The sequence below is a fragment of the Pelagicoccus enzymogenes genome (assembly GCF_014803405.1).
Classification (GTDB): Bacteria; Verrucomicrobiota; Verrucomicrobiia; order Opitutales; family Opitutaceae; genus Pelagicoccus; species Pelagicoccus enzymogenes.
The window spans coordinates 369,574-395,377 of sequence record NZ_JACYFG010000051.1 but is presented as its reverse complement, the minus strand read 5'-3'; the positions used below and the strand labels follow the sequence as shown (position 1 = coordinate 395,377).

Here is a 25,804-nt window from a genome sequence, read left to right as displayed (position 1 = left end):
TTATCCCTTCCCTCGAAAGGAGCGACTCCCTATATCCCTCCTTCATGCCATCTCCCGCCGACCGCCTCTCCCAGTTTTCCGAATCCGTCATCCGCGGAATGACCCGCCTCGCCAACAGCTGCGGCGCCATCAATCTCTCACAAGGCTTTCCCGATTTCGACCCACCCGAGGAAGTGCTCTGCGCCCTCGAGCAAGCCACCCGCGGGCCCTACCACCAATACGCCGTCACCTGGGGCGCTCCACGATTCCGGCAAGCGCTTGCTCAAAAGATCACCCGCAACACGGGCCTTGAGGTAGATCCCGACCAGCATTTGGTCGTCACCTGCGGCAGCACCGAGGCCATGATGGTCGCCATGATGACCGCCTGCAACCCGGGCGACAAGGTCATCGTCTTTTCTCCCTTCTACGAAAACTACGCCGCCGACGCGATCCTCTCCGGGGCGGAGCCGATCTACGTCACCCTGAATGCTCCGGATTTTGGATACCTTCGCGACGAACTTGTCGCAGCCTTCGAGCAAAAACCCAAGGCCATCATCGTCTGCAACCCATCCAACCCCACCGGCAAAGTCTTCACCCGCGAAGAACTCTCCGAAATCCTCGACCTCGCCACCCAGCACGACGCCTACGTCATCACCGACGAACCTTACGAGCACATCGTCTACGAACCTCACGTCCACACCTACGCCTGCTCGCTGCCCGGAGCCTTCGAACGCGTCATCACTTGCAACTCCCTATCCAAGACCTACTCCATCACCGGCTGGCGGCTCGGCTACGTGCTAGCCTCCCCGGAGGTCATCGCCCAAGCGAGAAAAGTGCACGACTTCCTAACCGTTGGAGCGGCCGCGCCCCTACAGGAAGCAGCCGTTGCTGGACTCGAGTTGCCCGACTCCTACTACGAGGAGCTCCAAGCCCTCTACGCTCGCAAGAAAGAGCTTTTCCTCAGCTACCTCCGAAGAACCGGCCTTCCCTTTACCGAGCCACAAGGAGCCTACTACGTCATGGTCGATATCTCTTCTCTCGGTTTTCCTAACGACACAGAAGCTGCAAAGTGGTTCGCAAGAGAGCTAGGCGTAGCCGGAGTTCCCGGTTCCAGCTTTTTTCGGGAGCCTGAACATCGCTTCATACGCTTCCACTTCGCCAAAAAGGAGGAAACCCTCATCGCTGCTGGCGAACGGCTCCTCCGACTCGCAGACTCCGATTGGATGCAGCGGTCAAAGCGCTGAAGCACCAAAATCCGGATACAAATCCTTGAAACCGATCCTGAGCCTTTCGAGCGGGAAGCGAGAAGAGGCAGCTTCGTACCCATTCTCCAATTACAGCGCCGCGACTCAGCTCAACGAAAAAAGTTCCCAAAAAAATAACTACAGAAACCTCTCGCTCTGGATAGTAAAACCGCTGCTGTCAAAATCTCCTAGGGCCCTACACGTAGTTAAAAATAAATTACAAATAATCCGCGAATCTGGACACTTTGAGATGGACCTGAGCAGCCGTAGCAATACCCCTCCTCCAGCCTGCAACCTCAGGCATTCCACTACGTTACTAGATCCTCCAGTTTACCAGATCGCCGATAAAGACGATATCCTCAAGTCCCTGCCGCATTCGCTGCGGCAAAGACATCGTGATGCTGTTGCTCCTCCTGGGAGCTCTAACCGCTATCACCACTCCGAGCTGGGCCAGCGCCAGCTTGAGTTGGAAAGACAACTCGGACAACGAGGATGGCTTCCACATCGAACGTTCGGAAAACGGATCTCCATTCCGCCGTATCGCATCGCTCCCCCGCGATACCACCTCCTTCAAGGACACGGATACCGTCTCGGGAGTGGAATACCGCTACCGCGTCCAAGCCTATAACGCTTTCGGCGTTTCGGGCTACACCAACACCTCGCGATTCGAGTTGCCTGTCCTCATCAGCTACGAGGAATGGATCTCCAGCTTCCTCGCCAACCAAACGGCCTCCTCCTCACCGCCTCCCCCCGAGCCCCAAATGAGCGCGGAAATCCGCGTCACCGGTACGACCTCTGCCCTTTTGTCCAGCATCGAAGGGGAGCCTAGCAGTTCACTCAACGGCGCCCAAATTTCCAACCTTCTCTGCTACGTCCACGGAATCAACCCCTACTCACCGGACTTTACCCTCCTTGCCACCCCCTCCACGAGACTCCTCGACGGAATCGAGACCCACACTATAGAGCGAGCGGTCTTCAAATATTCCACCGGCATCGAGACCGTTCTCCAAGGCTCTGCCGACATGCAACACTGGTTCGACCTACCGCTGCGCAAAAGGATCACGAGCGAAACCGACCTGCACCGCTGGGAGAGCATCCAGCTCCCACGCGACGAAGGAATTCGCTTCTTCCGACTGAAACTCTCGCTGGCCAGCAGACATAGCTTCTAGCCGCCCCGCAGCAACACTTCACTCCGGGCATTGAAATAATCAACAGCGTACGTATTCTTTTCCGAGAGACGTTACCCCTTTGCCTTGCTTTCGCCTAAACTCACAAACGCCTGTGCTGAAACGCTTTCTAATCCTAGCGCTTTTATCACTCTCCCCCGCCGCGAGCCAGGGCGAGGAATCGACCGACCTCATGGAGCTCTCCTTGGAGGAGCTCTTGGACATGGAAGTCGTCTCCGCTACGATTTCGCCCAAGAAACTGAATACCGTCCCTGCTTCCGTCACCATCTTCAACTCCCAAGAAATCAACAACATGGGCCTGAGCACCCTCGAGGAGTTGCTCAACTTCGCCCCCGGCTACCAATCCGCCAAGCGCGGAGACAGCTCCCTCGCCACCCCCTACTCGGCCCGAGGACGCGCCATCGGCACCTCCACCTCCGAGGTCATCGTCCTGCTCGACGGGCGCCGCATCGACAACGCAACCTCTGGCGGCCAGTCTAGCAGCATCCCCGGCCTCTCCCTCGCCAATATCGAGACAGTCGAATTCCTGCGTGGCCCTGCCTCCTCCCTCTACGGCTCCAACGCCTTCCTCGGAGTCATCAACCTGACCAGCAGCCGCGAGCGGAACGATCTCAGCGTTTCCATCGGCTCTCACCGGACCGTCAGCGCCCAAGCTAACTTTTCCCAAAGCAACGCCCAAGGGCTCACCGTCAGCTTGCACGCCAACCTGTCCGACAGCGACGGCGAATCCTTCCGCCTCTTCAACAACTTCACCGGCCAGCAGCAGCTCGCGCGGACTCCCCACCAGACAGTCGACGTAGACCTGCACTTCTCCCTGGGGGCCACCTCCCTCTCCCTGCTGCACGCCGAGCGTAAAAACGACTCCTTCCTCATCGCCGGAAACCTCAGCCCTGAGATCAACCGCAACAGTCGAGACTTTTCCATGCTCTCCTTCGAGCACGCCCTCGCCAGCGAGCTCTTCGACTCCCTCAAGCTCTCGGCCGGCTTAAAGGCACAAGAAACCTTCACCCAAACCCAGACCACTCCCTTCGGCGCCCTCGCCTCGATTAGCCAGCCCAGCAGCGATCAACCCGTCATACTGAAGGCCAAAGTCGAGGAGTACGAACCCTGGTTCCGGCTCGACGGCAGCTACGCTTCAAACTCGAACCAAAGCATCGTATTCGGAATCGAGTACCGAAACCCTCAGCTGGAACCCAACGGCATCCTCGGGAACTACGACATCGCCGCCCTCTCCCAATCCGATTTCCCGGTCGACTACTACCAAGGGGAGTTCCTCTCCATCTCCGATAGCGACAAGCGCAGCGACGACATCTTCGGCACTTACTTCCAGTTCGAGAACACCTTCGCCAACTCCAACACCCTCACCCTCGGATTTCGCTACGACGACTTCTCCTACGCCTCCGCCCGACTCAGCCCCCGCGTCGCATACGTCCATCCCTTCCTCGACAGCGCCTTCCTGAAGCTCGTTTGGGGCGAAGCCTACCGAACCCCAAAACTTTCGGAACGAGTGGAGTCGACCAACAACGTGCAAACCGGAAACAGCGCCCTCAAGCCCGAGACCGTCACCACCACCGAGCTCATCCTCGGCGGCAACTGGAGAAACGCTTACGCGAGCGTCAGCCTCTTTGAAAACACCTTTCGGGACGCCATCGTGCAAACCTTCGTCGACGACATCCGCACCTTTCGCAACGCCCACCAGGAAGGCAGCAGCGGGATCGAGGCAGAGACCTTTCTTCAGCTCGGCGAACACTCCACCCTCCGCCTGAGCGCCACCCACTTCTTCGACCTTCCCCAAAGCAGCTTCCGCGATTCCCGAAACCTGGCGTCCCTTTCCTACAACCGAAGCGCCGAAAACTGGAACATCAACCTCGGAGCCGTCTACCACTCCAGCCAACGCAACCCCAGCCCAGTCGCAGGCCAACACGAGAAGCTGCCCGGATACGCCACCGTCAACGCCACATTCAGCTATCGTATCCGCAACAGCGATACGATCAGCCTCAAAGCGCACAACGCCTTCGACAAGACCTACTACACCGCCAGCCAATCAATCCTGCCCGGAGGAGCCCCCAACCCCGGACGCTCCATCACCGCCACCTACACAATCCGCTGGTAGCAGGCAATTCCTCAGGACGCTCGGAAAAGAACAAGGTACGCGCCTCCGCGTCGTTCATCTTGCGACGCGCTTGGCTCGCCTGGATTACCCGCTCGGGCCTTTAGTCCACTCCAATGACATGCGCCCCGACAAGTCCACTCGCCCGCATGCGATATCCGTCAAATGGGATTGCTCGGAACGAGGGAAAAAACTCAACGGAGACCCTGGAAGCCTGAGGTGAGCCGCGAACGGCATAGGAGCTGAAAATTTCGTATTCATAAGTCAGTTACAAAAGAGAATTTTTAAGGTCCGATTTGGAGTAGCCCTACCCTAGCAAAGCCAACCTTAAGCCAGCCTTAAGATGGCCGCTTACACAGTTTTTTACAATGTTCGGACCCGCTGCCATGCCCGCGTCCCCCCAAAAACGCAAAGAACCCGCAGCCTCTCGGCTGCGGGTCCCACTGTTGCTTGGAGAAATTTTCTTCTTCGAAAGAACAGCGACGAAGTCCTGCGTCACTGTGCCGCGAAGATTAGCGCAATCGGGCCTCCCTGTAAATCGGGCGTAAACGCGATCCACCCCTGCTCCATTCCCCTAGAGCGCAGATCCTAGCGAAAAAACCTCCCGATAGGCGCTTTTCCTCGAATCCGGCTTAACCAATGCTGCATTCAGTCGAATGACCAATCAAGCGTACAACTCAACCGTGGCAACTCAGCAACAGACTCAGAAAAAAGGATTTCTCGCCCGCGCCTATCACAAGGCGTTCACTTTGGGAGCCCTGCGTCCTCACGCCCACAGCATCCTGCCTCACCTCGACTCGCCCGGCGGCAAATTTGTCGAGGTCGGAGCTCGGGACGGCTTAAAAGGCTCGCTCACGCCCTACCTCGAGAAAGCGCTCGGTTGGAAAGGCCTGCTCATCGAACCTTGGCCGCACCTCTTCCAGCGTTGCCGCAAGAACCGCAAAAGCTCCGTCACCCTAAATGTGGCAGCCTCCGAATCGCTGCTGCGAGACTCCTACATCGAGATCGTCGGCAAACCGCCCGCCACTTCCGTACGCAGAAAGCTGATCGAGGAGGCGCAAGCCCGCATTCAAGGACGCCCCATCGAACCGCCCATCCCCGGACAAGCCAAGCCGAAAAGAGTGCAGTACGTCAGCACCAACTCCATCGCTGGAATCCTTGACCGGGCCAACTTCGACAAGGAATTCGAGCTGATCATCTTTAACCTCACCGGCTACGAGGACCGAGCTCTCGATGGCATGGACTTCGATCGCTACAAACCCACCTTCCTGCTCGTACGCACCCAATCGACCAACGTCAACTTGCCCGGCCTGCCGCACTACTACCAAAAGATCTGCTCCAGCAAGCACGACGCGCGGTCCCACCTTCACCTCTTCCGCTACTCCGACTTCGGAGTGAACTAAAGGTGGGAAGCGGCCTTGTGCCGCGATGTATCAGCTACAGCTTCAAACGCTCCAGCAAGATCTTCACCACGACCTTTTTCACCTTCGCCCCCTCCGCTTCAGTGAACAGGCCCGGCATGTGGGCATCCTGCGGCAAAAGCAAAGCGAAGGTTCCCGGCGTCATCGACAGCTGCAGCTTAGCCGGGGCCTTGTATTCGAAAAACTCCACGTCACGATCCTCCGCATACGGACCTTTGCTTGCCAACGAATGGGTGGGATAAACCGCGATCCGTTCGGAATCGATCAAGGCCATCTGGATATCCGCATACTTCCGATGTGCTTCCAAGATCTTGCCCGGCTTGGTTTCCCGCTCCGTCTGGTAGCTCATCACGCGAGCAAAAATCGCGTCACCATCAATTGGATACTCCTTTTCCTCCGCCTCAGGACTTAGGTCCTGCAAAAAACGGAAAGCCTTTTCCCAAGCTTCACCCAACGAGTACTGATTCCAATTCTGAATGTGGTCTACGATCATGGCCGCACAAGCTCTCCCATCCCCGCCCAAATTCCAATCCCGAAATCTCGCGCAACCTTCATTGTGGGAAGCGGCCTTGTGCCGCGATCAAACACCTCTTTTGTGGGAACGTGCTTGTCACGCGATTCCCCCAACCCCCAATCTCGACCCCTCTCACAATTAAACAAAAAAAACCACTTGGTGAATCTTCGTGTCCTTCGTGGGCAAAAAAGAACAACATCGGCTGTTACTCGTTCGACGATTACTCCCCCTTCTTCTGCCGCTCCGCCTTCAGCTTCTCCCAACGAGCCAGCCGCTTGGCGATCTCCGTCTCCGCTCCCACATGCTTGAACTCCAAGAAGCGCAATGGCTTCTCCATGAACTCCTGCCCGGAAATGTTCTCCGGAAAGCTGTGACTGTATTCGTAGTCCTGGGAATTGCCCAGCTGCTTGGAAGCCTTCCCTCCGCTGTCTCGCAGCCATAGCGGCACCTCCTGCAGCGGCCCTTGCTTGATCGACGCCAGAGCCGCATTGATCGCCGCGTAAGCCGAATTGCTCTTGGGCGCCGCGGCCATGTAGCTGACGCAATGTCCGAGATTGATGCGACACTCCGGCATCCCCACAAACTCGCACGCTTGCTGAGTCGCCACCGCTAGAGGCAACGCCTGCGAATCGGCCAAGCCCACGTCCTCCGAAGCGAAAATGACCAGACGCCGGGCAATAAACCGCGGGTCTTCGCCCCCCGCCAGCATCTTGGCCAGCCAGTAAAGCGCCGCGTCGGGATTCCCTCCCCGCATGCTCTTGATGAAGGCGGAAATCGTGTCGTAATGCTCGTCCTCGTCCGCGTCGTAGCGGATCTGGCGCTCCGCAGCGAACACGCTCACCGCTTCCTCCGTGATCGCTCCCCCCTCGTCCAAGCCCATGGCAATCACTTCCAAGGCGTTCAAGGCCCGCCTCAAGTCACCGTCGCACAACTTGGCCAACCCACGCAACACACTCTCCTCCGCCACGTGCTTGCGTTCCCCCAAGCCCCGTTCCTCGTCCGCCAAAGCCCGAGACAAAGTCGCCGCGACCGTATCCACAGTATGGGGATTCAGTCGAAACAAATGGCTGCGGCTCAACAGCGGAGCATTCACGTAAAAGCCCGGATTGTGAGTGGTGGCCCCGATCAAACGGATATTACCCGCCTCTACGTCAGGCAAAAGCAAGTCCTGCTGCGACTTGTTGAAGCGATGGATCTCGTCGATGAAAAGCACCGTATCCTTATCCTCCATACGGCGAGCGATGGACAAAATCTCGCGCAGTTCCGCTACGTTGGACATCACCGCGTTGATACGCACGAAACGGCTCTTCGTCTCCCCCGCGATCGCCTCCGCCATGCTCGTCTTCCCGCAGCCCGGCGGACCATAAAACAGCAAGCTGCCAAAAGTGTTCGACTCCACCAGGCGCGGCAGCAGCTTGCCCGGAGCCAAGATATGCTCCTGCCCGACGACCTCCTTCAAGGAGCGGGGGCGCAAACGCGCCGCTAAAGGCTGACGCTTGCCCGCTGGAGCCTCCCGGTCTTCACGCAGCGCCACCTCTTCCTCCGCCCCAAACAAACTCGCCTGATCGTCCATCCCCGAACGTTGAGCGACGCCTCCCCGCTCGTCAAAACCAAGATCGCAGGAGGGACAGCTTCTTGCTCAAGGATGAGCAGGTCCAATCCCACGCCGTCCGCATCGCAAGACGCCTCCACGAAAAGACGTTGCCCCCCACGCCTATTCGAACAAGGTCCTTTCCATCCTCCTCTCAGTGAACCCGGTACCCCGACATGCTCTCCTCAATCCGGTCGCTTGGCTATTCGGCCTGGCCGCCATCGGACTCTTATTCGATCTCATCCTCGTTTCGACAACCGGCTCTCCCTACACCCCCGGCTTTTACGCTTTCAATTCAGTGGTCGGCTACATCGCGGTCTGCTGGCTCTCCAGAGATTCCTATCGCCGAAAGATCTACTTCCCCGCCGACATCGCCCTGCTCGTTTTCTGGATCGGCTTTCCCGCCTACCTCTACGAGGCAAGAGGCTTCAAGGGACTTTTCCTTTTTGTGGGAGCTATCGTTCTGTATCTGGCTTTCGTCTACTTGCATCTGGCATTCACCGACATGGTTTATCTGTCACAATTCGATTAACTCGCAGTTTCCGAGGCGCCACACTCACAAGAAACAATCGACCCGATGACATTTCGAAACGCGGCAGCCAAACCGGTCGTTCGAAAAAAAGACCTCGAAGCAAGGAGCGATAAGATTCATAGTAGAGGAATGCATACCCCAGCCCCCTATTCTCGCAGAACGTTCATTCAAAGCTCAGCGCTGCTCGCTGGGGCCTTCGCAATCGGCTCCGCCCTTGGACAGAGTCCAAACGGCGATGTCAGACTCGCTATTGTGGGCATACGGTCTCGCGGGATGCAGCTAGCCAGGGACGCGCACAGGACCAAAGGCTGCGTTATCGTCGCCATCTGCGACGCTGATACGGCGATTTTGGAAAGACGAGCAGCCGAGATAGAATCGGAGCTCGGCGTCGCTCCCGAGAAGGTATCGAACTACCGCAAGCTGCTGGAACGCCCCGACATCGACGCCGTCGTACTTGCCACCCCAAACCATTTGCACGCGATCCAAACCATCTGGGCATGCCAAGCCGGGAAAGACGTCTATGTAGAAAAGCCCGTTTGCCACAACGTTTGGGAAGGCCAGCAGATGGTCGCCGCCGCTCGAGAGTACAATCGGATCGTACAGCCCGGTCTTCAAAACCGCTCCGACGTTGGCCTTAAGGAGGCTTTCGCATGGATCAAGCAAGGCAATATCGGAAAGATAAAACAAGTTCGGGGCCTCTGCTACCGAAATCGTGCCAGTATCGGTAAATCCGATACACCAATCAAACCTCCCTCGACGCTCGATTACGACGAGTGGCTCGGTCCCGCTGCGGACCTCCCCATGTTCCGCGAACGGGTTCACTACGACTGGCACTGGGTATGGAACACCGGAAACGGCGATTTCGGCAACCAAGGCCCACACGAGTTGGACCTTATGCGCTGGATTCTTGACGACCCTGATCACCCTAAGGCCATCGAAAGCTACGGCGGGCGATTCGCTTGGGGCGACGGAGGAGAGACTCCCAACATGCAGATAACAAAGCTAGACTGGGGTACCGTTCCGGCCTATTTCGAGGTGCGTAACCTTTGGGTGACACCGGAGACCAACGCGGCTCCTAATTTCAAGGGATACCGTGTCGGCGTCGTCGTGACCTGCGAAGGTGGAGAGTTCCGCGGTGGCCGGGGTGGAGGCATTGTCTATCACGAAGGCAACAAGAAGGGCGAACGCTTCCAAGGAAAGGGCGGGTTCGATCACTTCCCCTCTTTCATTCGCGCCATAAACAGTCGAAAGGAGTCGGATCTCGCTTGTACGCTCGAAACTGGATACAAGTCGGCTTGCTTGTCTCACTTCGGGAATATCTCGATACAGGTGGGCAAGGAAGCGGCTACGCGCAAGACAACCCAGGCCATGTCCCGCGATAGCCAGCTCAAAGAAGCCTACGACCGCTTCTCCGAACAGCTCGACGCTTGGAAAATCGATCGCAGCACCGACCGCTGGACCATTGGCCGCCCACTCAAGATAGATACAGCCAAGGAACGTTTCGTCGGTTCCGGTTCAGGCCCTGCCAACAAATTGATCAAGCGCGAGGACCGCAAAGGGTTCGAAGTTCCGAAATACGCCTGACCTTCGGCAATCCGGAGAAAGGCCCATTTCTTCCCCCACGGGATCGCTTCCAGCCTCCAATTGTCACTTGCCCTTGCCGCTCCTCGCAGCAAGCTGGCCTCTTTCACTGTTACCCAAACTCTTAACCCCTCTTCCCAACTCTATGCTAGCCATCGTTTCTAGCGCGGCCCTGCAAGGAATCCAGGCCGTGCCCGTACTCGTGGAAGTCAACTCCGGCGAGAGCGGCGACCCGCGCCTCGTTTTGGTCGGCTTGCCCGATGCCGCCGTGAAGGAATCCGACGACCGCGTCTTCTCCGCCCTTGCCAACTCTGGCTTCCGCAAGCCGCAAACCCGCACCACCATCAACCTGGCACCGGGCGACCTCCGCAAAGAAGGCCCCATGTACGACCTGCCCATCGCCCTCGGGATCCTAGCCGCCACCAACCAGCTCTCCGGGGAGCAACGCCTCAAGGACTTCCTCATCGGCGGCGAGCTATCCCTCTCCGGCGCGACTCGCCCGATCCGTGGTGGATTGGCCTTCGCCCTCCTGGCAAAGGCCACCGAAAAGCGAGGCGTCATCCTGCCCCTCGCCTCCGCCCGCGAAGCCGCCTTGGTCGAGGGCATCGAAGTCTACGGAGTGGAGTCGCTCAGCCAAGCCCGCCGCTTCATCGAAGGCGAACTGGAGCTGTCCAACCTCTCCGGCAAAACCGTATTCGACCCTCAACTACAAGACAGCGACCTCGATTTCGCAGAGGTCAAAGGCCAAGCCACCGTCAAGCGGGCCATCGAGATCGCCGTTAGCGGCGCCCATAACATACTTTTGCTCGGCCCACCTGGCTCCGGAAAGTCCATGATCGCCAAGCGTGTTCCGAGCGTCATGCCCGAGCCGAGCCTCGAAGAGTTTCTGGAAATCTTGCAAATCGAGTCCGCCGCTGGCATCACCCGCACCAAACAAATAGCCAAACACCGTCCCTTTCGGGCGCCCCATCATACCATCTCGGACGTCGGCCTCATCGGAGGCGGCAGCGTTCCGGGTCCTGGCGAAATTTCCCTCGCCCACAACGGCGTGCTTTTCATGGACGAATTTCCAGAGTTCAAGCGCTCCGCCTTGGAGGTCATGCGTCAGCCCTTGGAGGACGCCCAGGTCACCATCTCCCGCTCCGCAGGCAAGGTTACGCTACCCTGCAACTTCATGCTGGTGGCGGCGATGAACCCCTGCCCTTGCGGATACCTCGGCTCCCAGCAAAAGGAGTGCATCTGCTCGCCCCATCAAGTGCAAAAGTACCGCCAACGCATCAGCGGTCCCTTGCTCGACCGTATCGATCTGCACGTGGAAGCCCCCGCCCTCTCGATCGGGCAACTCCGCCAGGCGAAGCCGGGAGAAAGCTCCCAAGCCATACGCGAACGGGTCGAAAAAGCCCGAAAGGTGCAGCGTAGTCGTTTTAAGAATACCGCTATTCGCTCGAACGCCGACATGGGACACAAGTCCATCCAAGAACACTGCGCCATCGCATCCGAGCTGGGAGACCTCCTCCAACAAGCCATGGAGCGGCTCTCCCTTTCGGCCCGCGCCTACGATCGCATCCTTAAAGTGAGCCGCACCATCGCGGACCTCGCAGACTCAGAAGAGATCCAAATGCCTCACCTCATGGAAGCCATCCAGTTTCGTTCCCTCGACCGCATGGCCAGCAGCTAGGCCTTCCTCGCCCGGCTCCTTTCAAGAAAACGCGAGCCTGAGCCTTCAACATCCCCCGAGCCTATGCCCATTACCCTAAGCAAAGAGCAACTGACCGAAGCCATTCTCGCCACCCAGCAATACATGGAAGACGAGTTCGACCTGGAAATCGGCGAACTCAAGGCACGCTTCCTCATAGAATTCTTGCTCAAGGAAATCGGTCCCCACGCCTACAACCAAGGCGTCGACGACGCCGATGCCTACTTCCGGGCCAAGCTGGAGGACCTCAAAGGAAGCTGCTTCGAACCGAGGAGCTAAATGATTCAGTTCGACTCCGGCCCGCGGGAGTAAAAAGGGACGAGCTCGTTGAGATGCCCTTGAACGATCTTGGCGATGTGAGCCGGAGCCAGCTCCCGTTTGTGCAGCTCGAAGAGGGCAACCAAAAGGGCCAGCTCGATATCCGTCTTCTTGGCCGAGGTCGCCTGCATGTCCTTCACGATCTGCAGCGCCTTCGCCTCTGCACGCTTGTAGTCTTCGAAATTCTTCTCGCTTGGTGTCGCCATGGTTTCGCAAACAGCCAAGCCTCCGCAGGGAGGTCAAACAACAAAATCCAGTCCCACCGCTTGCCCACCCTTCAGGCTAGCACGCGGCAACTCCAAGCCAAGTGCATCGGTGCAGCGAACACCCGCGCCTGTCATCACGTAACTTTACGCCGCGCCTCAATCAGAAGCCTTCCCTTTTCGTACCCTCATACCATGAGCAAGCAAAGCAACACCCTGCAACTTTCAGCCAAAAACTTGGAAACCGAGTTTCCACGCAGCCCCCGGGAGACCCTCGGTGGCTTCGTCGTCGCCGCCCGCGCCCTCGACAAGTGTCGCGCCGTGCTGGCAGGAACCAATGGCGAGTACCACTTCAACTGTCCGCTCGACAACACCTTCTTCGACTTTGTCGGAATCTCAGGCGACGCCTTCAAAGACTTCGTCGCCACCGGAGCGGATGACGAAGCCGTAGGAAAGTGGATACAGGAAAACTCTCAGGTTAAGGAAAAGCGCGAGATTATCGCCTGGAACAACAAGATGCGCTACATGCGACCGGTCGACATGCCGATCGAACTCCAGGAATTCCTCGAAGGCTACATTCCCGAATACTTGCCCAGCAACAAGATCGTACGCGTCTGGTTCGACGTATACGACATCGAAGAAGGACGTATCTAGAACGGCCGGTGAGTAGCGTCCGCTGCCCCCCACCGGACGCATCACCTCAAAAAACTTTACTCGCCGCGGAGCGAGGACGAATGCAGAGCAATGCAAAAGCTCTGCATTTTCGTTTCCATGACTCTCTTCAGCTACCTCGGTTGGTACTTGGGAAGCCTAGTCGGCGAGTTCATGACGGCATTCCTCGTAAGTGGCACCTTTTCCCTGCTTGGAGTCTGGGTTGGCTGGAAGGTCCATCACAGCTACCTAACCTGAACCAAGCTCAGGCTACATTGTAAGAGCGCCACAAAGTAAGCAGTCCGCTTGAATCCACCCTCAGCGAGGGCATTAGTGACTGCATGCCCAAAAAAAGAATCATCGTCACCGGAGGATCCGGTAAAGCCGGACACTGGATCGTTAAGCACCTCCTCGAAGAGGGATACGACGTCGTGAACGTCGACACGAGAGCTCCAGCCGCAGCGCTCTGCCACACAATCAACGCCGACCTCACCGACCTCGGCCAAGTGGTCAACGCCTTCTCGCCCTACAATACGGGTTCCCGAAATCCCTACGTCGGAGTCATCCACATGGCTGCCATTCCCCGCGCCCACGAGTTTCCCAACGAAGAAGTCTTCCGCGTCAACACGCTCTCCACTTACAACGTGCTGGAAGCCTGTTCCTTGCTCGGTATCCAAAAAGTGGTGATCGCATCTTCCGAATCCTCCTACGGCATCTGCTTCGCGACCGACTTCTTCGAGCCGCAGTACCTTCCGGTAGACGAAGCGCACCCGCAACTCCCGGAAGATTCCTACGGATTGTCCAAAATCGTAAACGAAGCCTGCGCGGACACCTTCCATCGGAGAACGGGGATGCAAATTATCTCTCTGCGACTCGGCAACGTGCTCTGCCCGGAAGACCATGCTCCCACGATCGCCCGCTTCGACCATCCCGAAGACCGCCAACGGATTCTCTGGTCCTACATCGACTCCCGCGACATCGCCATCGCCTGCCAGTTGGCCATCGAAAAAGACGGCCTCGGGTGCGAGGCAATCAACCTCGCCGCTGACGACGTCTCCTCGAACCTCGATGCCATGCAGCTGGCCAAACGCTTTCTTCCCGGAGTGACCGAATTCAAGAAGGAACTGCCAGGCCGCACCAGCCTCATGGACAGCTCCCGAGCCAAAGAACTCCTGGGCTGGCAGCAAAAGTACTACCTGGAATTCTAGAGTATTAGTCCGTCGGGTGGGACGGCTGCTCCGCGGGCGTCTTCCAAACTCCTGAATCAAGCAACCTCCGTATCCAAACTTTTGGACACATAAAAGCCGCGGCACGAGTGCCGCGGCTTCGTCATTGCTGAAATCAATACTAATCAGCTACGCGCCTCCGCCTTTACAACATCTGACGCATAAAAGTAATGAGAGTCGCAAGGAATAGCTACGCCTCTGAAAGGCCCTTTCTTAAGCCATACCCCAGAAGTCGAGTTAATCACCTCATGACCCATGAACTCTCGACTCTAAGCGCCTCCTGCAAGCGAGGCCCGCATTAGCCTTGCCCTTTTGCTGGCGAATGGGAAAACCTCCTGCAACCCCTCCCCTCCATGTCCCGTTTCTTCAATATCCTTTCCAATCTCTTCCCCCTATGGGTCGCGGCCGCTTGCGTCTGGTCCTTGCTCGCCCCCCAAACCTTCACTTGGTTCATTCCCTACATCATTCCCGGCCTCTCCGTCATCATGCTGGGCATGGGAATCACGCTCAGCGTGGAAGACTTCAAGCGAGTCGCTACCATGCCCAAGGCCGTTGCTGCAGGGGTTGTCGCCCAGTTCGTCTTGATGCCTTTCTGGGGCTGGGCTATCGGCAAAGCCTTAAACCTGCCCACCGACTTCGCAGTCGGACTGATCCTCGTCGCCTGCTGTCCGGGAGGCACCGCGTCCAACGTGGTCGTGTTCATCGCTCGGGCGAACGTCGCCCTGTCCGTGCTCATGACGATGTGCTCGACCGCCGTCGCTATTGGCTTAACCCCTCTTTTCACTTCGTATTTGGCAGGCCAATACGTACCGGTTGATGCAGCTGGCCTCTTCATTAGCATGGTCAAGATCGTGCTCGCCCCCGTCGCGATCGGAGTCCTGCTGCATCACGCTTTCCCCAAGCTGGCCAAAGCAGTGCTGCCCGTCGGCCCCCTCGTATCCGTTATCGTCATCGCTCTCATTTGCGCTGCGATCCTTGGAGCCCGAGCCGAAGCGGTGATGGAGTCAGGACTTTCACTCCTCGGAGCAGTCATCCTGCTGCATTCCGCAGCGTTTGCCTCAGGCTACTTTTTCGCTCGTATCCTCGGATACGATACACTGGTTCGCCGGACGATTTCAATCGAAGTCGGCATGCAAAACTCGGGACTCGCCACCGCTCTTGCCACGAAACACTTCGCAGCGACACCGCTTACCGCTGTGCCCGGCGCTATCTCAGCTGTCATGCACTCCGTCATCGGCAGCGCCTTGGCCGGCTATTGGCGCCTCAAAGGAAAGTAGCATTATTCTGGAAGGACGGGTGCCACCCCGTCCGCGTTGCAAGATCCGTTTTCCGCGGCCGCTGCTAAATCCCAGCACGACAAACAAAAAAAGGAGCCCGCCTTACAGCGAGCTCCAGTAAACTTCAGTATCCGTTATCCGATTACCGACTAGTCAATATTCTTCAGGTACTTGAACAGTTCGCTCTCGGTAGTAAGGATCAAGGTAGTATCTCCTTTGAGGACCGACTCGTAAGCTTCGAGCGACTTGATGAACTCGTAGAATTTGATAGCTTCCTGAGATTGGTTGTAGGCATCCGCGTAGATTTGCGTCGCCTTTGCATCCGCATCACCCCGGATTTCCAGCACCCGGCGATAGGCCACCGACTCGATCTCCTGTAGGTCGCGTCCCCGCTTACCATTGATCTTGGCCGCCTCCCCCGCGCCCTCGGAACGGAATCGCTCCGCGATCTGCTGGCGCTCTGAAATCATGCGCTGGTAGATGCTTCGTTCGACGCTGTCGTGGTAGTTCACCCGCTTGAATCGCACATCCAAAAGCTCGATTCCCAGCTCCGTCAGCTTTTTGGCTGCCTCCTGGAAAATCTCCTCTTCGACCGCTACACGGCCCTTCACGATATCTGGCAAAACGCCAAGGCTGCTCGACTCCGCGTTCAAGCTGGCATCCACCTGTGGCTCGCGGCCCTTTGTGGACCGTACGACCTCCACCAACTCGTGCTTGGCGATCGCTTCCTTCGTTGCGGAACCAAGAATGCCGTCCAGTCGGGAAATCGCGCTACGCTCGTCACGGAGACGAAGGAAAAACTGCTTCGGATCGACGATCCGCCAACGACCAAAGGTATCCACCTCGATGAAAGTCTTATCCTTGGTGGTCATTTCTGTCGTGCGACCATCCCAGTCCAGAATTCGCTTCTCCATGTAATTTGGCTTTTGCACAAAAGGCATCTTGAAGTGCAAGCCGGACTCCAGCACGGGGTCGCCCACCACCTCACCAAATTGGGTCAATATCACCTGCTCGGTCTCGCGAACGGTGTAGATGGAATTGTAGCCCACGATGACGAGAGCCAACACTAGGATAATCGAGAAAAACTGCGCTATCTGCTTCATGCTAATAGTCTCCGTGTCTGGGTTTAGTTTTGGTTCAGCTGCAAGAGCGGCAGCACGGAGCTGGCTTCGTCGTCCAGCACGATCTTCTTGTCGATTTGGGAGACCACTTGCTGCATGGTTTCCAAATAGATGCGTCGCTTGGTCACCTCGGGCGCCTTGACGTACTCCGTGAGCATTGCCTCGAAGCGAGCCACGTCACCTTCCGCCTCGTTCACGCGCTTGAGGGCATAGCCTTCGGCTTCTTGGATGGACTGATTCGCCAATCCCCGAGCGCGCGGGATCACCTTGTTGTATTCGCCGTTGGCGACATTGATCATGCTTTCACGCTCCTGCTGAGCCTGGTTGACCTCGTTGAAGGAAGGTCGCACCTGCTCGGGCGGATTTACGTTTTGCAGCTCCACCAAATCGATCCGAAGGCCGAGCTCGTACTTGTCGACCAGTGCTTGCATCTGCTCCAGCGCGACAACCGAGATCTCCTGACGACCGATGGTGATCACTTCATCCACCGTGCGATCCCCCACTACCGTACGCATCACTGACTCCGAGATGTCGCGCAACGTCTCCTCGGGATCCCGCACCTTGAACAGGAAGAGCTTCGGTTCCTCGATACGGTACTGCAAATTCCATTCGACCGAGGCAGCGTTCAGATCGCCTGTCACCATGCTACGTTCCGCCATCTGCTCGGCTCGATTAGCCGAGTACTGGGTACGGTTCGTCGCACCGGAGGTGCCGAAGCCAAACTCCTGCTTCATTTGGCGCTGCACCGCAACGATCTCGACCTGGTCTATGTTGAAAGGAAACTTGAACTGCAGCCCTGGGTCCACCGTGTCCTTGTACTTGCCAAAGCGCAAAACCACGCCCTGCGATTCCGCAGGCACTGTGTACACGCTGGAGAAGCCAGCCCAGATCAACACCACGATGATCACGAGACCGAAGATACCTCCAAACTGGCCCTTTAAATTCCTAAAACCGTCTGGTACGTTGATTTCTATTCTATCCGCCATCCCCCCATACTCGGACAGACCCCAGCCGGCGCAACGTATTTCGGATACTCTTATGAATGTCCTTTTTTCACCCTGCCGCCTCGCTACTTGCATTTGAAGAATTCGCCCGCCCCAACAACGTACCCCATAATTCACTACACACACCAATGAATCGCTATCGCTTCCCTCTCCTGATGGCAGCCTGCTTAACCGCAGCCCTGAGCCCTCTCATTTCTCAACCGCTGGATACCTTCTTCAATCCCTCGGACGCTTGGCAACGAGCCGATTCCGTAAGCCTCTCCAACGCCCCAGACCGACTCGAGGCCAGCCCTGCCGCCGACGGCCAAATCCTCTACACCAACGGCAGCGAAAACGGCGACGGCTACCTGCTGACCCGGACGAACTACTCCGACCAAATCGTCTCCTTCGAATACTTGGTGCCGCCAGCTTCCCAAGCTGGCGTCTACCTGCAGGGGCGGTACGAGGTGAAGCTCGGTTCCGACTCCGCTGGCACGCTCGCCGGCGGCTACAACGCTGAAAGCGGAGACAGCTTCCCCGCAACCCCACCGCTCGCCAACGCCAGCAAGCCCGCCGGCGAATGGAATCAAGTCTCCATCCGCTTCCGCACCTTCCGGCGGGACGAGACCTTCAACAAGCTCGCCAACTCCACCTTCCTGGAAATCACCCTGAACGGCGAAACGGTACAGAGCGACGCCCAGATCCTCTACTTCACTCCCGGCTCCATAAAGCAGTGGGAACAGTACGACGGCCCACTTGCCTTCCGAGCTGCCAACGGCCCCATCGCCATACGCAACTTCCAGATCGACCACGCCGACTACGATGGCGTCAACGTGCCTGCTCCTGGACAAAAAACCGACGCCGCCGAGCTCGTAGACCAAGTCGCCCTCGGCAAAGAGACCTTCACCGCCCTCGGTTGCATCGAGTGCCATACCACCAAGAAAGGCGACACCTCCTTCAAGACTGGCCCCAACTTGTACGGGCTCTTTCAACGCGTTCCCAAGCAGCACGAGATCTTTGAGCCCGCCTCCGACGCGCGCTTCTCCATAGAAGCCGACCTCTCCTACGCCAAGCGAGCCATCCGCAACCCAGCAGCCGAGTTGGCCATCGCGACTTCCGGCCCCACCGCTGGCCAAGCATACCTGCCCGTGATGGTTCCCTACAGCGAGGAAATCCTGCCCAACGCCAAAGTAGACGCCATCTACCGCTATCTCGCCACCCTCAACGACCACCCGCAACGCGGTCCCATCGAGGTACTGGTCACCAAGAACGGCCCCACCGAATACGATCCTCTACAGGACAAAAACGAGATCCTCGTTAGCGATCGTACCCGCGTTCAACGCGGTTCGATGAAAGGCGTATCCGGACGTTCTATACACGTTGGACTCCCCATTGGTCTCAACTACAGCTTTGACCCGAGAACCCTCGCCATCGAAAAGATTTGGCAAGGCGGCTTCATAAACGCTGCCGGCGAGTGGGAAAACCGCGGCGGCAACGGCTTCGCCCCTGGATATGACAACAAGGAAATCAAACTCGCGGGCGGCGGACTGTTAGCGCCTCTTGACGCCAAGGGAGAAGGTATCGACTTTTCGTTCAAGGAGGCGATTTTTCGCGAATTCGATACCATCAACGCCTCACTCCACAGCGAAAAAGATCATCTCGAGATGCTCGACGAAGTCGACGCTCAGTTCCTCGGCTACACTCTCGCGTCCTCCCCTCAAGACGCGTCTCCAATCTTCCACTACCGCGTCGGAGAAAACGAGATTTCAGTTCACACTGCAATCGCAGCCGACGGGACCACTCAAATCAAGATCACCGGATCGCTCAGTACCCAACAAGCGTTTACCCTTGATACTGGGGCGCTCAAATCGGCTGCCGTCGACTACGGCTCGCTCGACGCCTCCGGACACTGGAATCTACCTGCGACCAAAGACTTAAATGCGACCCTGACCGGACAACTCGGCCTCGCCGCAAACGTTTGGCGTCCCGAACCTACGGATACGCCCTATTTGCAACAACCGCTCGAAAAGCAAGCGACTGAGGCTGTGCTTCCGGCGGGTTATCGCTCCGAACAATACCTGCCACCTCACGACAACTTCGGACGAGACCTGCTCTTCGAAGCCACAGCCATCGACGTGGCTTCGGACGGCACTATCGTGGTCGGCACGCGAACCTCCGGCATCTGGCGCATCGTCGACGGAGAGTGGAAGCTCTTTGCCGAGGGGCTTTTCGATTGCCTCGGCCTCGTTGTGGAAGACGAAAAGGGCCTTCGCATCGTCGCCGGCCAAAAGCCGGAGCTCACCCGTATCTCTGACACCGACGGAGACGGCATCGCCGACTCCTTCCAAACCCTTTCCGACCAATTCAGCTTCCACAGCAACTACCACTCCTACCTACACGGTCCGGTACGCGACAAAGAGGGCAACTACTACTACAACCTAAACTTGCTGCACACAGACAAGGCCATCTTCAAAGGCGAGGGCCTCTACATGGGCACCTCCGGCGGCTTCAGCGGCTGGACCATAAAAGTCCCGCCCGAGGGCGGCTTCACCCCTTGGGCCTACGGTCTCCGCAGCCCCGCCAGCCTGGGAATCGATCCACAAGGCACCTTGTGGTACGCCGACAATCAAGGCGAATACGTCAGCACCTCCAAACTCTTCATCCTCGAAGAAAACAAATACTACGGACACCCTTCAGGCCTCGTCGACCTACCGGGCGTTAGCCCCGAAAATCCAGAACTGAAGTGGCCCGCCGCCGGCGCCAACCGCGAAACCGCCGTCGCCCTCTTCCCTCATAACAAGGTTGCGAACTCCCCCGGGCACATGACCTGGGATACTACGGGAGGCGCCTTCGGCCCCTACAGTGGACAAATGTTCATCGGCGACCAAACCCAGTCCAAGCTCCTTCGCGTATCCACATATAGCATACAAGGTGAGACGCGAGCTGCCGTTATTCCCTTCGGCGAGAAACTGCAGTCAGGGATCATGCGTCCCGTTTTCCTCGCGGACGGCAGCTTGCTGCTCGGCCAAACCGGTCGCGGCTGGCAAGCCCATGGCGGGAAACTCGCGAGCCTGCAACGCATCGTCTGGGATGGCAAAACAGAGGAGCAAGCCATTCACTCCGCTCGACTGGAAACCGATCGAAGCCTAGTCGTCAGCCTCACCCAGCCACTTCCGAACGACCTGAGGGCAGAGCAACTCAAGACCATTGCACGCCTCGCATCCTGGACGTACCGCGATGCGCCCGACTACGGCTCCCCCGAATTGGATACCATCCAGCACAGCATCCTCGCTGCCGAGATCTCCCCCGACCGCAAAGAGCTGACTCTCAAAATAGCGCCGGAGACCTTCGCAACCGAGGCCTTCCAAACCAGCAGAGTCTACCACCTAAAGCTCCAGCTCGGGGCATCCCACGAAGCCTACATCACTGGCAAGTAGACTCGCAGCTCAGCCAACCCGCTGCAGCTGCACCCAGCTGTAGCGGCGAAACAACGGCCCCCAAGACGGATGCAAATCCTCGGGGTCTAAGGTCCAGACTTGGCGATGCAAAGAGCTCATCAATTCCGCATCGCCCAGCACCAGCTTGCATTCGGAAGAACTCAGCCCATTCACGCCCCGATAAAGCAAGGCCTTGCCCATGCGCTCGGCGCTCCCAGCATCTAAGCTCGACTTCGATTCGCCCGCCAGCGTCACTCGGATCGCATTAAGATAGGGGTCGACCACCGCATTCATCAATCCAGCGACGGAGTCCGTGTCTTCAAAGATCCAGTTCTTGCGCTTCCACTCAGACTCGTTTTCACGGACCGCGACCAACTCCTCCTCGACCTTGTGCTCTACAGGAGTCACCAAAATCCCGATACGCTTCAACCACCCTCCAATCGAGGGCTTGCTTAAAATCCAGGAAACGAATGGCGCCAGCACCATCGCCCCGCTCACCGGCAGCGTCCAGTAAAGGAACGATTCGCTGACTTGGCGGGCGAGCAAGGTGAAAGCCACGCCGACTATCGCATGTCCGCGGTGAGACACGAAAGCATCGTAGAGGCTCAAGCCATCTCCCGCCAAACGATTTTGCGTGCTCCAGCCAACCCCTTTACCCAGCGCCGTGAAGACGACAAATTGCCCATGGTAGAGCATCATTATGGGAGCGACCAAAGCGGAGCTTACGATTTCGAACAATACGCTTAGGGTGCAACGTATTCCACCTCCGAATACACGCGTTCTCCCTTCGCTCAAGAATGCATCGAGAAGGGCAAGCAGCTTCGGCAGGAAGAGAAGGCTGAAAGTGACGCCCGCCACCAGCAGCCCATGGTCCGAAAGCGGGATCTGAAACCAGTCCCCCACCCCCGAAGTCGGCAACAACGACAAGTTGCTGCGCACTCGGTTGTACATGAGGATTCCACTCAAAACGAGGAAGAGCGCCCACAAAAGCGATGACGCGTATCCCATGATGCCGTTGGCTAGATGCAAGCGGCTCGCAAAGGTCAGTCCACGGGAAAACAATAGCCAGAAATGCTGCATATTTCCCTGACACCAACGGCGATCGCGCTTGGCGTGCTCGACCATGTCCTGAGGGCACTCTTCGTAGCTTTGCTCCAAATCCTCCGCCAAGCGCACTTCGAATCCAGCCCGCTGCATCAAAGCTGCTTCCACGAAGTCGTGACTCAAAATCTTTCCGCCAAAAGGTTCCCGTCCCGGCAAGTCCGGAAGAGCGCAGTGTTCCATAAAAGGTGCCATTCGGATGATCGCGTTGTGGCCCCAATAGTTCCCTTGCCCACCTTGCCAGAAGTTCAATCCCGCGATGAATACCGGACCGTAGAAATGATTCGAAAATTGCTGCAAGCGGCCCCAGAAGCTCTCGGAATAAACGATCTTCGGGGCTGTCTGCAAAATCCCGATACGCGTGTCCGCCTCCATCCTGCGGTAGAGTGTCATCAATGTCTCGCCACTCATCACGCTGTCCGCATCGAGCGTCACCATGTAGCGATAACGCATCCCCCAACTTTCGCAGAACTCCAGCAAGTTGCCCGCCTTCTTGTCCGTATTCACGGAACGGCGACGGTAGTTGATTCGCCCAAACGCCTTGAGATCGCGACACAAGGTCGCCCAGCTCTGCTCCTCCTCCAACCAGCGCTCCGGCTTCGTAGAGTCGCTGAGGATGTAGAAGTCGAAAACCTCCGCCCCTTCTTGCTTTTGCAGCGACTCGTACATCGCCTTGAGGCCCGCGAACACGCGGCGCGGATCCTCGTTGTAAACCGGCAGCACCACCGCCACGCTGCCGGGGTGCTCTTGCTCCAGCGAAACGTCAACCGGACGTCTCAACGGACGACGGCGTTTGAAGAAACCGACCAAGGAGTGGGTGGCTCCCCAAGAAATATTCCAGGTTAGGATGGCGAACAGCAAGCTGACTGGCCATAAGCCCTCTTCAATCCCTACCCGCCAGAGCAAGTTTCCAAACAATACCGTAGGAAACACGGTGAACAGCAAGGCCGTCACAAAGAAAAACAACCGTTGCCAGTCAAAAAACTGCCCGATGCTTACGATTCCGCGTTTCATATCAATGCAGCAAATACACGAGTAAGCCGACGCCACCCAAATAGAGCGTCCACACGAAGAGGGCTCCGAGAATAGGCCAGCGGTCGATCACCCGCCAAGTCTCGTCCGCCACGGCTGAAACGGGTCCTAGGTCGATCTCGCGAGGCGTCATGCGTGCCTTGCTGAACTCCGGTCCGGTGCTCAAGTAGGTCGCTTTCATCGCTTCCAAAAATTCCGCAGGCCAAGGGCCAGGATGCAAAAACTCCCCCTGCCAACGCGCAGGCATGTCCGCCAAGAACAAGGCGAGGCGTCCTTGAGGTCCTAGCTTCCCGTGGTCCACTCCCGCAGCATCTAGGACTTGAGCAAACCAAGTCCCCACCACTTCCTTCGCTTCCTCCATCGCCAGCTCCGAAGCCGATTTCGAGCTTCCCTCGAAACGCTCGGAAGCGCGGGACAAGATCTGCGCGACCAGTTGACTCAACAACAAGCGGTCACGGATCTGCAGGGCGCAAAAGTAGCTTTCCACGCGCTCGTACGCTTCGCTCCAATCGACGAAGGTTTCGCCGCGCGGAACGATCTTCTTCAACGAGTCCATTGATACGCCCAGACTTCGGAATTGCTGCCGTCCGGAAAGAGTAGCTGGCAGCGAGCCTCGGCGGTACCGCCCTCTCCCAATCCTTCCATTCTCATCAGCACGCGCCAAGAATTTGAATACGGATTCCAAACCACTTGCTTGTCCACCATGCGAGCAGCGCCCTCCACCACCGCAACAAGTTCCGGTAGCTCCGCGCCCTCTATTCCGGAGAAGTCAACGACGAAGACCTCGGTTCCCGGGTAGGAAGGGTCTTCCCCGGTTCGCGTAGCGGTGACAACCGAACTCGGGTAGCGAGCAGGCACCCCATTCGGTGTCCAGTGAATCGTGTATTCGAAGTCCAATACGGCTCCCTTCTCTGGAAGTACAGCCGGTTCCCAGAACGCGATAACGTTGTCCTCGAATTCCGTCTTGGTTGGCAGCTCCACCAACTTGATGAAGCCTTTGCCCCAATCGCCGCGAGGCTCCACCCAAACGGAAGGACGTTTATGGTATTCAGCTTCCAAATCCTGGTAGCTCGAAAAGTTACGGTCGCGCTGCATCAAGCCAAAGCCTTCGACCTGATTCACGCTAAAATAGGAAAGCCGCGTCTTGTCCGCCAGATCCAAAGCGCGCCAGATCGGCTCGTTCTCCTTCTCCACAACGATCAACCCATCCGCATCATGCACCTCAGGCCGATAGTCCCGCTCGCTTCCGCTACGGTTCTCGCCTCGCCAATACATGCTGGTTAAAGGAGCGATGCCCAAGCTATCCACCGTATCCCTGAAGAAGAGCTTCGCCTTCACGTCCATCACCGTGCTCTCGCCGGGGCGGATCACAAACTCGTAAGCGCCCGTCACGCTCGGACCGTCAAGCAAGGCATACATCACGACCGCATCCGAATCCAACTTTGGCTTGCCCAGCCAAACCTCCGTGAACTTGGGAAACTCCTCCGGCTGCCCGAGGCCGGAATCGATGGCGATCCCTCTTGCTGAAGTCCCGTAGCGTGTATCCAAACCAGTACCACGAAAGTAGCTGGCGCCGAGAAAAGAGGTTACCTCGCGGTAATCGTTTTTTCCATCCACCGCATAGGACAGGCGTATTCCCGCATAATCGAGCGAAGATGGAATGGCCTCCTTCAAGCTCTGGTCCTCAAACTCGAAAAACTCGTTTAGATAGCGAATGTGCTGCTCGTGGGTGGGGGTGAATTCATGCACCTTCATCCGATCCTTGTGCAAGAATCCCGGATGAAAAAATCCGAGGCTGAAGGGCAAGCCCTCCGTCTTCCACATGTACTTGTCCGCATTGTAACGAATCTTTCGATACGCGTCGTAGTCCAGCTCCGCCAAAACCTTGGGAAGCGGAGCGGGAGCTTCGTACTCCTCTTCCGCCAAATCCGCAGCCAAGTCCGCCACGTAGGTGAAATCCACTTCGACTCGCCGCATAGCATCGAGGGAAGCGCAACCGGATAGGAGGACAGCCATCGCTGCGACCAGAGGAGTACGTCCTAAATAGTCAGGTAAAACCATGATAGAAAAGGTCTTCGAGGAAGGAATGAGTTGGATCAAGGAATGGAAAATACTACGCCCCCAATAACCGGATCGAGCCTGAAATGTTCCCGCTAGAAGGAGAGCCAAGGCAGGAGCCTGGTTGACTGGAGCGTTCCGCATACATGCCGCGCCCCTTCGCAAATCCTGAACCAATTGACTGGGTTCAGCTGAAAAACTCCTAGAAAACGACCGCCCCCTCAGAAAAAGTTCGGGCCGAGATAAACGGTCGCCTTCCCAGGACAGGCAAAACGCCCGTCCCGCCAATGCAAAACGCATCACGCCCTTTCGCCACCCGAATTCAGATTCCGTGGAAATTTCGATTGATTCCGACGTAAAAAAGTAGATTCAATCCGAGTAAGTCCACTCAAGTCGGGGCGTAGCTTAGTCTGGTAAAGCGCTACGTTCGGGACGTAGAGACCGGAGGTTCGAATCCTCTCGCCCCGACCACTTTTGAACAGGGAAATAACCGAACATGACGAACACCGATTCCCGCGCGCTCACGCCACGTGCGAGAGAAC

Annotated in this window: 20 protein-coding genes, 1 tRNA gene and 1 pseudogene; 14 read left to right on the top strand and 8 right to left on the bottom strand. The window is 57.4% G+C overall.

Annotated elements, in window-relative coordinates; translation table 11 throughout:
- Positions 1–44 precede the first annotated feature (44 nt).
- The 4 genes and pseudogenes from IEN85_RS20460 (at position 45) to IEN85_RS20445 (ending at position 5,923) form a co-directional block, all read left to right on the top strand.
- On the top strand, positions 45–1,223 hold the full coding sequence (locus IEN85_RS20460; protein ID WP_191618965.1) for a pyridoxal phosphate-dependent aminotransferase: 1,179 nt from the start codon (positions 45–47) through the stop codon (positions 1,221–1,223).
- A 398-nt stretch (positions 1,224–1,621) separates the two neighbouring features.
- Positions 1,622–1,873, top strand: a pseudogene (locus IEN85_RS25040) (fibronectin type III domain-containing protein); the annotation flags it as partial.
- A 631-nt stretch (positions 1,874–2,504) separates the two neighbouring features.
- Positions 2,505–4,523 carry a TonB-dependent receptor plug domain-containing protein gene (locus IEN85_RS20450; protein WP_191618963.1) on the top strand — a complete coding sequence of 673 codons (2,019 nt, stop codon included), beginning with the start codon at positions 2,505–2,507 and terminating at the stop codon, positions 4,521–4,523.
- 653 nt (positions 4,524–5,176) lie between these two features.
- A complete protein-coding gene (locus tag IEN85_RS20445; RefSeq protein ID WP_191618962.1) occupies positions 5,177–5,923 on the top strand; it encodes an FkbM family methyltransferase in 747 nt (248 codons plus the stop codon).
- Positions 5,924–5,957: 34 nt separating this feature from the next.
- Here the strand turns inward: IEN85_RS20445 and IEN85_RS20440 are convergent, their stop codons facing one another.
- Positions 5,958–6,434, bottom strand: coding sequence for a NanQ anomerase/TabA/YiaL family protein (locus IEN85_RS20440; protein ID WP_191618961.1), 477 nt, complete (start codon positions 6,432–6,434; stop codon positions 5,958–5,960).
- Between the two features lie 241 nt (positions 6,435–6,675).
- A complete protein-coding gene (locus IEN85_RS20435; RefSeq protein ID WP_191618960.1) occupies positions 6,676–8,028 on the bottom strand; it encodes a replication-associated recombination protein A in 1,353 nt (450 codons plus the stop codon).
- A 175-nt stretch (positions 8,029–8,203) separates the two neighbouring features.
- On the opposite strand from IEN85_RS20435, the gene IEN85_RS20430 reads away from it, so the two are divergent.
- From IEN85_RS20430 to IEN85_RS20415, 4 genes are all read left to right on the top strand, one after another.
- Positions 8,204–8,578: a hypothetical protein gene (locus IEN85_RS20430; RefSeq protein ID WP_191618959.1), complete on the top strand. Its 375-nt coding sequence runs from the start codon at positions 8,204–8,206 to the stop codon at positions 8,576–8,578.
- A gap of 45 nt (positions 8,579–8,623) precedes the next feature.
- A complete protein-coding gene (locus tag IEN85_RS20425) occupies positions 8,624–10,162 on the top strand; it encodes a Gfo/Idh/MocA family protein (protein WP_318186695.1) in 1,539 nt (512 codons plus the stop codon).
- 142 nt (positions 10,163–10,304) lie between these two features.
- On the top strand, positions 10,305–11,837 hold the full coding sequence (locus tag IEN85_RS20420) for a YifB family Mg chelatase-like AAA ATPase (protein WP_191618957.1): 1,533 nt from the start codon (positions 10,305–10,307) through the stop codon (positions 11,835–11,837).
- Between the two features lie 63 nt (positions 11,838–11,900).
- Complete coding sequence (locus IEN85_RS20415; RefSeq protein WP_191618956.1) at positions 11,901–12,134, top strand: DUF2164 domain-containing protein; 234 nt, start codon at positions 11,901–11,903, stop codon at positions 12,132–12,134.
- Between the two features lie 5 nt (positions 12,135–12,139).
- Here IEN85_RS20415 and IEN85_RS20410 read toward each other — a convergent pair whose 3' ends face one another.
- Positions 12,140–12,379, bottom strand: coding sequence for a hypothetical protein (locus IEN85_RS20410; RefSeq protein ID WP_191618955.1), 240 nt, complete (start codon positions 12,377–12,379; stop codon positions 12,140–12,142).
- A gap of 192 nt (positions 12,380–12,571) precedes the next feature.
- Here IEN85_RS20410 and IEN85_RS20405 point away from each other — a divergent pair, with 192 nt between their 5' ends.
- The 4 genes from IEN85_RS20405 (at position 12,572) to IEN85_RS20390 (ending at position 15,530) form a co-directional block, all read left to right on the top strand.
- Positions 12,572–13,030, top strand: coding sequence for a DUF5069 domain-containing protein (locus IEN85_RS20405; RefSeq protein ID WP_191618954.1), 459 nt, complete (start codon positions 12,572–12,574; stop codon positions 13,028–13,030).
- Positions 13,031–13,120: 90 nt separating this feature from the next.
- Entirely contained in the window at positions 13,121–13,285 is a 165-nt protein-coding gene (locus tag IEN85_RS20400) for a hypothetical protein (RefSeq protein WP_191618953.1), read from the top strand.
- Between the two features lie 83 nt (positions 13,286–13,368).
- Positions 13,369–14,235, top strand: coding sequence for an NAD-dependent epimerase/dehydratase family protein (locus IEN85_RS20395; protein WP_191618952.1), 867 nt, complete (start codon positions 13,369–13,371; stop codon positions 14,233–14,235).
- A gap of 371 nt (positions 14,236–14,606) precedes the next feature.
- Positions 14,607–15,530 carry a bile acid:sodium symporter family protein gene (locus tag IEN85_RS20390; protein WP_191618951.1) on the top strand — a complete coding sequence of 308 codons (924 nt, stop codon included), beginning with the start codon at positions 14,607–14,609 and terminating at the stop codon, positions 15,528–15,530.
- A gap of 149 nt (positions 15,531–15,679) precedes the next feature.
- Here IEN85_RS20390 and hflC read toward each other — a convergent pair whose 3' ends face one another.
- The gene (gene hflC / locus IEN85_RS20385) at positions 15,680–16,633 is read right to left on the bottom strand and encodes a protease modulator HflC (RefSeq protein WP_191618950.1); all 954 of its coding nucleotides are present in this window, start codon (positions 16,631–16,633) and stop codon (positions 15,680–15,682) included.
- 23 nt (positions 16,634–16,656) lie between these two features.
- A complete protein-coding gene (gene hflK, locus IEN85_RS20380) occupies positions 16,657–17,637 on the bottom strand; it encodes an FtsH protease activity modulator HflK (RefSeq protein WP_191618949.1) in 981 nt (326 codons plus the stop codon).
- Positions 17,638–17,783: 146 nt separating this feature from the next.
- Here hflK and IEN85_RS20375 point away from each other — a divergent pair, with 146 nt between their 5' ends.
- On the top strand, positions 17,784–21,071 hold the full coding sequence (locus IEN85_RS20375) for a 3-keto-alpha-glucoside-1,2-lyase-like domain-containing protein (RefSeq protein WP_191618948.1): 3,288 nt from the start codon (positions 17,784–17,786) through the stop codon (positions 21,069–21,071).
- A 9-nt stretch (positions 21,072–21,080) separates the two neighbouring features.
- Here the strand turns inward: IEN85_RS20375 and mdoH are convergent, their stop codons facing one another.
- Genes mdoH through IEN85_RS20360 form a run of 3 tightly spaced genes read right to left on the bottom strand, consistent with a single transcriptional unit; the run spans position 21,081 to position 25,265 of the window.
- On the bottom strand, positions 21,081–23,186 hold the full coding sequence (mdoH, locus tag IEN85_RS20370; RefSeq protein WP_191618947.1) for a glucans biosynthesis glucosyltransferase MdoH: 2,106 nt from the start codon (positions 23,184–23,186) through the stop codon (positions 21,081–21,083).
- A 1-nt stretch (position 23,187) separates the two neighbouring features.
- A complete protein-coding gene (locus tag IEN85_RS20365) occupies positions 23,188–23,760 on the bottom strand; it encodes a hypothetical protein (protein WP_191618946.1) in 573 nt (190 codons plus the stop codon).
- Positions 23,748–25,265: a glucan biosynthesis protein G gene (locus IEN85_RS20360; RefSeq protein WP_191618945.1), complete on the bottom strand. Its 1,518-nt coding sequence runs from the start codon at positions 25,263–25,265 to the stop codon at positions 23,748–23,750. Before IEN85_RS20360 ends, IEN85_RS20365 begins: the two co-directional genes overlap by 13 nt.
- Before the next feature lie 391 nt (positions 25,266–25,656).
- Here IEN85_RS20360 and IEN85_RS20355 point away from each other — a divergent pair.
- Positions 25,657–25,733, top strand: a tRNA-Pro gene (locus IEN85_RS20355).
- Positions 25,734–25,804: the final 71 nt, after the last annotated feature.

Excerpts from the sequence above, each read along its gene's own strand:
- IEN85_RS20460 (WP_191618965.1), top strand. The coding sequence starts at position 45 with ATGCCATCTCCCGCCGACCGCCTCTCCCAGTTTTCCGAATCCGTCATC.
- IEN85_RS20445 (WP_191618962.1), top strand. The coding sequence starts at position 5,177 with ATGACCAATCAAGCGTACAACTCAACCGTGGCAACTCAGCAACAGACT.
- IEN85_RS20440 (WP_191618961.1), bottom strand. The coding sequence starts at position 6,434 with ATGATCGTAGACCACATTCAGAATTGGAATCAGTACTCGTTGGGTGAA.
- IEN85_RS20435 (WP_191618960.1), bottom strand. The coding sequence starts at position 8,028 with ATGGACGATCAGGCGAGTTTGTTTGGGGCGGAGGAAGAGGTGGCGCTG.
- IEN85_RS20425 (WP_318186695.1), top strand. The coding sequence starts at position 8,624 with ATGACATTTCGAAACGCGGCAGCCAAACCGGTCGTTCGAAAAAAAGAC.
- IEN85_RS20420 (WP_191618957.1), top strand. The coding sequence starts at position 10,305 with ATGCTAGCCATCGTTTCTAGCGCGGCCCTGCAAGGAATCCAGGCCGTG.
- IEN85_RS20415 (WP_191618956.1), top strand. The coding sequence starts at position 11,901 with ATGCCCATTACCCTAAGCAAAGAGCAACTGACCGAAGCCATTCTCGCC.
- IEN85_RS20410 (WP_191618955.1), bottom strand. The coding sequence starts at position 12,379 with ATGGCGACACCAAGCGAGAAGAATTTCGAAGACTACAAGCGTGCAGAG.
- IEN85_RS20405 (WP_191618954.1), top strand. The coding sequence starts at position 12,572 with ATGAGCAAGCAAAGCAACACCCTGCAACTTTCAGCCAAAAACTTGGAA.
- IEN85_RS20400 (WP_191618953.1), top strand. The coding sequence starts at position 13,121 with ATGCAAAAGCTCTGCATTTTCGTTTCCATGACTCTCTTCAGCTACCTC.
- IEN85_RS20395 (WP_191618952.1), top strand. The coding sequence starts at position 13,369 with ATGCCCAAAAAAAGAATCATCGTCACCGGAGGATCCGGTAAAGCCGGA.
- IEN85_RS20390 (WP_191618951.1), top strand. The coding sequence starts at position 14,607 with ATGTCCCGTTTCTTCAATATCCTTTCCAATCTCTTCCCCCTATGGGTC.
- hflC (WP_191618950.1), bottom strand. The coding sequence starts at position 16,633 with ATGAAGCAGATAGCGCAGTTTTTCTCGATTATCCTAGTGTTGGCTCTC.
- hflK (WP_191618949.1), bottom strand. The coding sequence starts at position 17,637 with ATGGCGGATAGAATAGAAATCAACGTACCAGACGGTTTTAGGAATTTA.
- IEN85_RS20375 (WP_191618948.1), top strand. The coding sequence starts at position 17,784 with ATGAATCGCTATCGCTTCCCTCTCCTGATGGCAGCCTGCTTAACCGCA.
- mdoH (WP_191618947.1), bottom strand. The coding sequence starts at position 23,186 with ATGAAACGCGGAATCGTAAGCATCGGGCAGTTTTTTGACTGGCAACGG.
- IEN85_RS20365 (WP_191618946.1), bottom strand. The coding sequence starts at position 23,760 with ATGGACTCGTTGAAGAAGATCGTTCCGCGCGGCGAAACCTTCGTCGAT.
- IEN85_RS20360 (WP_191618945.1), bottom strand. The coding sequence starts at position 25,265 with ATGGTTTTACCTGACTATTTAGGACGTACTCCTCTGGTCGCAGCGATG.